General features: G+C 44.6%; 6 protein-coding genes. 5 read left to right on the forward strand and 1 reads right to left on the reverse strand.

Features of this window, described 5'->3' with window-relative positions; translation table 11 throughout:
• Positions 1-37: 37 nt before the first annotated feature.
• Positions 38-2,602, forward strand: coding sequence for a hybrid sensor histidine kinase/response regulator (locus NE473_RS28250; RefSeq protein WP_055651082.1), 2,565 nt, complete (start codon positions 38-40; stop codon positions 2,600-2,602).
• Positions 2,603-2,705: 103 nt separating this feature from the next.
• Here the strand turns inward: NE473_RS28250 and NE473_RS28255 are convergent, their stop codons facing one another.
• Positions 2,706-3,581: a LysR family transcriptional regulator gene (locus NE473_RS28255; RefSeq protein ID WP_055651083.1), complete on the reverse strand. Its 876-nt coding sequence runs from the start codon at positions 3,579-3,581 to the stop codon at positions 2,706-2,708.
• 177 nt (positions 3,582-3,758) lie between these two features.
• Between NE473_RS28255 and NE473_RS28260 the strand changes: the two genes are divergently transcribed.
• The 4 genes from NE473_RS28260 to NE473_RS28275 all read left to right on the forward strand — a co-directional run bounded on the left by NE473_RS28260 (position 3,759) and on the right by NE473_RS28275 (position 6,799).
• Positions 3,759-4,817 carry a benzoate/H(+) symporter BenE family transporter gene (locus NE473_RS28260; protein ID WP_022030562.1) on the forward strand — a complete coding sequence of 353 codons (1,059 nt, stop codon included), beginning with the start codon at positions 3,759-3,761 and terminating at the stop codon, positions 4,815-4,817.
• Positions 4,818-4,832: 15 nt separating this feature from the next.
• Positions 4,833-5,405: a phosphoribosyltransferase family protein gene (locus NE473_RS28265; RefSeq protein WP_055651084.1), complete on the forward strand. Its 573-nt coding sequence runs from the start codon at positions 4,833-4,835 to the stop codon at positions 5,403-5,405.
• A gap of 246 nt (positions 5,406-5,651) precedes the next feature.
• On the forward strand, positions 5,652-6,224 hold the full coding sequence (locus NE473_RS28270; RefSeq protein WP_055651085.1) for a GNAT family N-acetyltransferase: 573 nt from the start codon (positions 5,652-5,654) through the stop codon (positions 6,222-6,224).
• Positions 6,221-6,799 carry a methyltransferase family protein gene (locus NE473_RS28275; protein WP_055651086.1) on the forward strand — a complete coding sequence of 193 codons (579 nt, stop codon included), beginning with the start codon at positions 6,221-6,223 and terminating at the stop codon, positions 6,797-6,799. Before NE473_RS28270 ends, NE473_RS28275 begins: the two co-directional genes overlap by 4 nt.
• Positions 6,800-6,928: the final 129 nt, after the last annotated feature.

The following is a 6,928-nucleotide window of genomic DNA, read 5'->3' on the forward strand; positions in this document are numbered from 1 at the left end:
GGGTTACTACTATACAAAAGAAAAAGTTGGAAAATATATGATACTGAAGAAAAAAGAGAAGGATATCAGTAATGATAAGTATAAACGCATACGCAATGTCACCGTAACAGGAACCTTACTTGCCATATCAGGCATCATTTTCCTGATGACAGTATTCTTAAAAAATATGGAGAATAATGCAAGAAAGGAAAATGAATATCATTTATTAGAGATTGCACATCAGGTGAGCGATAATATCAATTCCAAGCTAAATCAGAATTGGTCCCTTCTGCGTACGATTGATTATGATCTGAGTGTTACCCGGATGTCAGAGGCTGACACTCAAAAATATCGGCAAAACCTGGTGAAAGAATGGAAGTTCAGTCATATTTATCTTATTGATGATGCGGGTAACTGCAGTGATGAATTTGGGGAAAAGAGCAGGCTGATAACAAAGGATAATGCGATTGCTCTTTTAAGGGACAGGACTGACGTCTCTTTTTTAAGAAGAGATATTAATGGGAATGCCACATTATTTTTTGCAATTCCGGTGGAGAAGAAACAGGCGGGCTCTGAGAATATTTCAGCCATAGCGCTTGAATATAAGTTGGATAACATTTTAGAGATATTAACCATATCAGCCTTTGAAAGGAAAGGAATATGCTACGTTATTGACCAGAATGGAAGCAGGCTGTTTAATACCCAGGCTGACAATGCAATTAAGGATTATAATATTTTTAGTTATCTGGAGTATGCATCAAAGGATGGAAAAAAGAGTGCTGAAGTAATACAGGATGCGATGGACAGCGGCACCAGCGGAGTAACGGTTTATACAAAAGACGGACATCAGGAATATATCAGCTACAATCCACTGGAAAACGGCAAATGGACCCTCCTTCTGTTTGTGGGCGGAGATATTATCGGGGAAAATATGAACAGGTTTTCCAGAAATGTATTTACTTCATGTGCCGTAATTGTTGGACTTCTCATCATCATAAGCGGAATTGTATTTTTCCGGCTCAATCAGCTCGCGAACAGAAAGCGAGATGCCGATGTATACAACCGTGAAAGAATGCTGAACCTTTTGATCGAAAGGGGAAATGAAGTCTATATGATGTATAATAAGACTGAAGGCTGCCTGGAATATGTAAGTCCTAATCTTGAAAGCGTGATGGGGTGGAGCCGCCAGGAGGCTGAACAGTTGTTTACGGAGGGAGAAAGTACTGACGAGGAAGACATTGCCGGGATCAAGGATGAATTTATCCATTGGGATGGGCAGGGCGATTTTGTGGGTTCTATTCATCAGCATAGAAACAGGAATAACGGGAATCTAAGCTGGATTCGTCTTCAGGTTAACCCTGTTTATCTTAGTCCTGAAGAAGTGTGGATTGCAAATCTCTCTGATATGACGAAGGAGTGGGAGCAGCGCGAAAATTTAGAGCAGGCGCTTATGGCGGCCAACAGTGCCAATATAGCGAAAAGTAATTTCCTTTCCAATATGAGCCATGACATCAGGACACCGATGAATGCCATTCTCGGTATGGCAGCAATTGCGGAGCAGTATGCCGGGGATCCTGAAAAAGTGATAAACTGTATGAAAAAAATCTCGTATTCTTCCAAGCATTTGCTGGCGCTGATCGATGAGATCCTTGATATGTCAAGGATTGAAAGCGGCAAGATGCTGCTTGAAAATAAGATTTTTTCACTGTCGGGCATGCTGGAAGGCATTGTATCTATGTTTCAGGAGCAGTTTAAAGGAAAAAAACTTTCGTTTAACATGGAGAAACGCAGTATCAAACATGACAGCCTCATTGGAGATGAATTCCGCCTCAGCCGTATATTGGTGAATATATTGTCCAATGCCATAAAATATACGCCGGAACAGGGACAAATTGTATTCTCTGTAACGGAGCTTCAGGCAGGCAAAGAGGGATATGTCAGATATCAGTTTGTAATAAAGGATGACGGAAGAGGAATGACCGAGGAGTTCCTGAAAACCATTTTTATGCCTTTTACCAGAATGGAGGAAAAAGAGGGAAGCTATACGCAGGGAACCGGTCTCGGTATGGCCATCGCTAAGAGTATGCTGGATTTGATGGGGGGAAGTATCAACGTTGAGAGTACGCTGGGAAAAGGAAGTACTTTTACTGTAGATGTAGAGTTGGAGACGGCAGAAGAAGGGGAATGCCGGGAGGAAAAGAAAGAGCAGAATGGAGGCCAGACGATACGCTTTGATTTTACTGGAAAGAGAGTGTTAATTGTAGAGGACAATGAAATTAACGAGGAGATTTTAAAAGAGCTTCTGTCTATAGAAGGAGCTTTGACAGAGAGCGCCGGAAACGGGAAGGAAGCTGTAGATAAACTGGAACAATCAGCCCCTGGTTATTATGATCTTATTCTGATGGATGTTCAGATGCCGGTTATGAACGGATATGAAGCAGCAGCCATGATACGAGGTCTGGATCGCTCTGATGCAGAAACGATTCCAATCATTGCCCTGACAGCCAATGCCTTTTCCGAGGACAGAAGCAAGGCGTTAGCCGCCGGCATGAATGCTCACGTGACAAAACCGATCGATATGGCAAATCTCTGCAGTGTGCTGGCAGAAGTATTCTCTTCATAAAATGGAGTACAGGTGAAACTCTCTAATAAAAAAACACGAAAGTCGGAGCATAAATACAGGAGTGAGGCAATGCATGGCTGGCATCGTCATTGATGCATGGTATTTATGTATGTACCCCATGAAACCCCAGAAAATTCCGCGCCGCCCGCGACAGCGGATACTCCTTATTCACAATAAACGCGCTGGTAATAAACAGATTTTCATCAGAAAAATGTTTCACTGCCAAATCCTTAATATGCTGGAAGTCAGCGGTTGTCAGTGAGGCCAGCGCGACAGTGCCGAAGGATCTGGCCCACTCGATGGCGGTCGCGTTGGAGGAGGTTATAATAGAAATATTCGGTGCCAGCAGGCGGTGGCCGAAAGAAGAGCGGACCAGATCCAGGCAGTCAAAGGGAACCGCCAATGGGTAATCGGCCAGCTGGGAAATATCAAGAATATCACTTTTGTGTACCAGAGGATGATCGGGACTGCAGACTGCGACGATCTCCTCTTTTTCATATGGGTAGACGGCCAACGATGCATAACCGGGCAGACTGGAACGTATGAGGCCGATCTCCGTTACGTGGTTTAAGACATTAGGAATGGCAAAATCACTGGGAATCTCATAAAAATCAAAATTAACATTGGGGTACGCCTTCCGAAAATCATCGAAAAGATGGTGCAGAAAATAGGCAGAGTTTCCTGCCGGGATGGACAGCTTTAAGAGTTCGGAAAAAGCTGTCTTTTTGCTGTGAATCTCGTTTTGAAGTTTCTCCTCGGCCTGGCAGATCTCTCTGGCATGCAGATAAAAGACACGCCCGGCATCGGTCAGCTCCAGCTTATGCCGGTTTCGGATTAACAGCTTCGCCCCATAATAAGCTTCTATATTTTTCAGCTGGTTGCTCAGAGATGGCTGTGCAATCAGCAATTGGTTCGCAGCCGCCATAATACTTCCGCATTCCACAATCGCAACAAAATTTCGGTAAGACTCCAAGGTCATAGAAACAGTCTCCTTTTAATATAATAATATTATTATATCATATATGTAAAAATGATAGTTTTATTATATATAAAAATATGTTACAATGCAAATTGTTTTTAAAAATGTATACTTATAAAAGATACAATAATTATAAGATATACTAATTAATAGAAATAAGGGGGACTAAAGATTACCATGAACGCTTTACTGACAGATTTACTTGCCGTATTTGGTGTTGTTTTGAATGCGCTGCCTCAGGGACTGCTGGCGCTGTCATTTGGATTTGCGGCCGTGCCTACGGCGATGGCGTTTTTTATCGGAGCAGTGGGCAATGTAGTTACGGGAAATGTAGCGCCGATTTCGTTTCAGGCGGAAACCATAACCTATGCGGGAACCAGCGGCAGGAACCGTTCGGAGCGGTGCACCATGATCTTTATTGGGGCGGTTATTCTTGCTGTTGTCGGCGCCTGCGGGATGCTGACAAGAATTGTGGATTTTATCGGGACGGATATTGCTAACGGAATGATGGCCGGCGTGGGACTGATATTGACAAAAGCGGCTGTCAATATGGTAAAGGAAGATCGTGTCGCCGGCGGCGTATCGCTGGCTGCGGCTGTGATTACCTATCTTTTGACCCGCTCCAGTGCCAACACTCTGGTCTATACGATTGTAATCTCAGTCATCGCCTCCAGTGTGGCATCTGCGGTTCTGAATAAAGAGAAGAAAAACATCGTGATTGTTGACGATACATTTAAACGACAGAAATTTACGATAAACGGAACTGTCATATTCGGCGCGCTTGGAATGGTATGCTTAAATATCGGCTCCAACATTTCCTTCGGAGCTATCACCGCCAGCATGGCGGGAGCAGATACTTTTAATGTGGATCATTTAACCCTGATCTCTTCCCTTGCGGATATCGGCTCCTCCTTCTTTGGCGGTGCCCCGGTTGAGTCGATCATCTCGGCTACCGCCAACGCCCCCCATCCGGTTTGGGCCGGCGTTGCAATGATGGTGGTGGTAGGTGTGATTCTATTGAGCGGTCTGCTTCCGAAGATCGGCAATTACGTTCCGTCCTCATCGATTGCAGGTTTTCTGTTTGTGCTTGGACTGTTTAAAACCTTTGTACTGGATGCACCTGCGGCGCTGGCAGTCAATCCGGCGGTAGGCGGAAGTGCACTCGTTGTCACGGCAATCTCCAATCCGTTTCTTGGTATGCTTGCCGGAATTGCAGCCAGAATTCTGGGAATGTAAAGGAGGAAATTATATATGGAAAGCTACGAATTAGAACTTTTTGGCGTTAAACGGAAACTGCCTTTTATCGATCTGGAGGACAATCTGGCATTTGCCAGTTTTGTAATTATGGGGGATACAGAGCTCATCATGGCCTGTGCGCCAAAGCTTGCTGAGAAAATCGGGGACGTGGATGTCATTATAACCGCGGAAGCCAAGGGAATTGCGCTGACCTATGAAATCAGCAGACTTCTTGGCAAAAAGAATTTTATTGTTGCAAGAAAAAGCATCAAATCTTATATGAGCGGCGTGGTTTCCGTGTCGGTACATTCCATTACGACATCAGGCGAGCAGCATTTGTATCTGGACGGCCACGATGCAGAGTGCCTCCGGGGAAAACGGGTATGTATCGTGGACGATGTTATCTCTACCGGCGAATCACTCTATGCACTACAGGCGCTGGTGGAAAGTGCAGAGGGAATCGTCACGAAAAAAGCAGCCGTACTCGCAGAGGGAAATGCGGCAGAGCGGGATGACATTATCTTTTTGCAGAAACTGCCATTGTTTCAGAAATCTGAAAACGGTGAATATGCGGTCAAGGAGTCATAAGGAAAATCATTCAGAATAAGTCTGACAAGTCTAGACGGATAAGAGGGCAGATATCATGCATTCCAGATGGGAGTGAATGATATCTGCTTTTTAATACACGGTTCATGATTGTTGATGAACGAAGAATAAGCAGATTTACTTTTGCTTCGAAAAAAGGTATGATAGGAGTTAGTAAGACTGTTTGAGCAGTGCGCTGTGTGAAAGGCCCATTGATGCCGCAGTCATGCGGAAGGGGGAGGTGTTCTTGTGAAAGAAAGATTAGAAACCGACAGATTGATTCTCCGTCCATGGGAAGCGCAGGATGCTGCGGACTTATACAGCTATGCAAAGGATGACCGGGTTGGCCCCATTGCAGGCTGGCCGGTACATACCGGTGTGGAGAACAGCCGTGAGATTATTAAGAATGTCCTTTCTAAGGAAGGAACGTATGCCGTCGTCTTAAAGGAGACCATGCTCCCGGTAGGAAGTATTGGATTCATGGCCGGCAAAGAAAGCAATTTAGAGATCCCGGACACGGAGGCGGAAATCGGATACTGGATTGGGGTCCCTTATTGGGGCCAGGGACTGATTCCGGAAGCGGTGCATGAGCTGATCCGGTATGGATTTGAAGAACTGAATATGGAAAAACTGTGGTGCGGTTATTTTGACGGAAATGAACAATCCCGCCGCATTCAGGAAAAATGCGGTTTTGTCTATCACCATACCAATGAAAAGATCCCGTGGGTGCTGATGAATGATATCAGGACAGAACATGTCACCTGTTTGACGAAGGAACAGTGGGAGAAGGCAAAAGCACAGGCCGGCAGGGAGGAAGCATGATATTTCGAGGACTGGGACTGTTGGTGCTTCTTCTTTTCTATGGAGTTTATTTTGGGAAAATGGCAATGCAGAAAAAGCAGGGAATACAGACTGATCATATTGCGAAAGGCGGAAAAAGGGGGAGGTTATTTCGGGTGGAAATGACCATGAAGGCAGCGACCTGTGCGGCGCCTGTGGCGGAACTCATAAGCGTATTCACAGGAATCAGCCTGCTTCCGGTTTTTGCCAGATATACAGGGGTGTTGGCGGCATTTGCAGGAGTGATGTGTTTTGCTGTTTCTGTCTATACGATGAGGGACAGCTGGCGGGCAGGCATACCGGAACATGACAAGACGGAGATGGTGACAACCGGTATCTACAGCATTAGCCGTAATCCGGCATTTCTTGGCTTTGATCTGGTGTATTTAGGTTTCCTCCTTATGTTTTTTAATCCGGTTTTACTGGTTTTTACGATTTTTGCAGTGGTAATGCTGCATCTGCAGATTTTGCAGGAAGAAAAATTTATGGCGGATACATTTGGCAGTGAGTATGAGAAGTACAGAAAACATGTTTTTAGATACATAGGGTCGAAATGAAAATAAGCAATTTGGTAATATGTCAAGAGGAAAATGAAAAAGATTTTCTAAGAAAAGGGTAACTTTAATAAACCTACGGTTCAAAAGAAACGTAAGTTCGATATGCACTATGGATTACCTACTCTTTTC

It is taken from the genome of Hungatella sp. SL.1.14 (assembly GCF_024460495.1).
GTDB classification, from domain to species: domain Bacteria; phylum Bacillota; class Clostridia; order Lachnospirales; family Lachnospiraceae; genus Hungatella; species Hungatella hathewayi.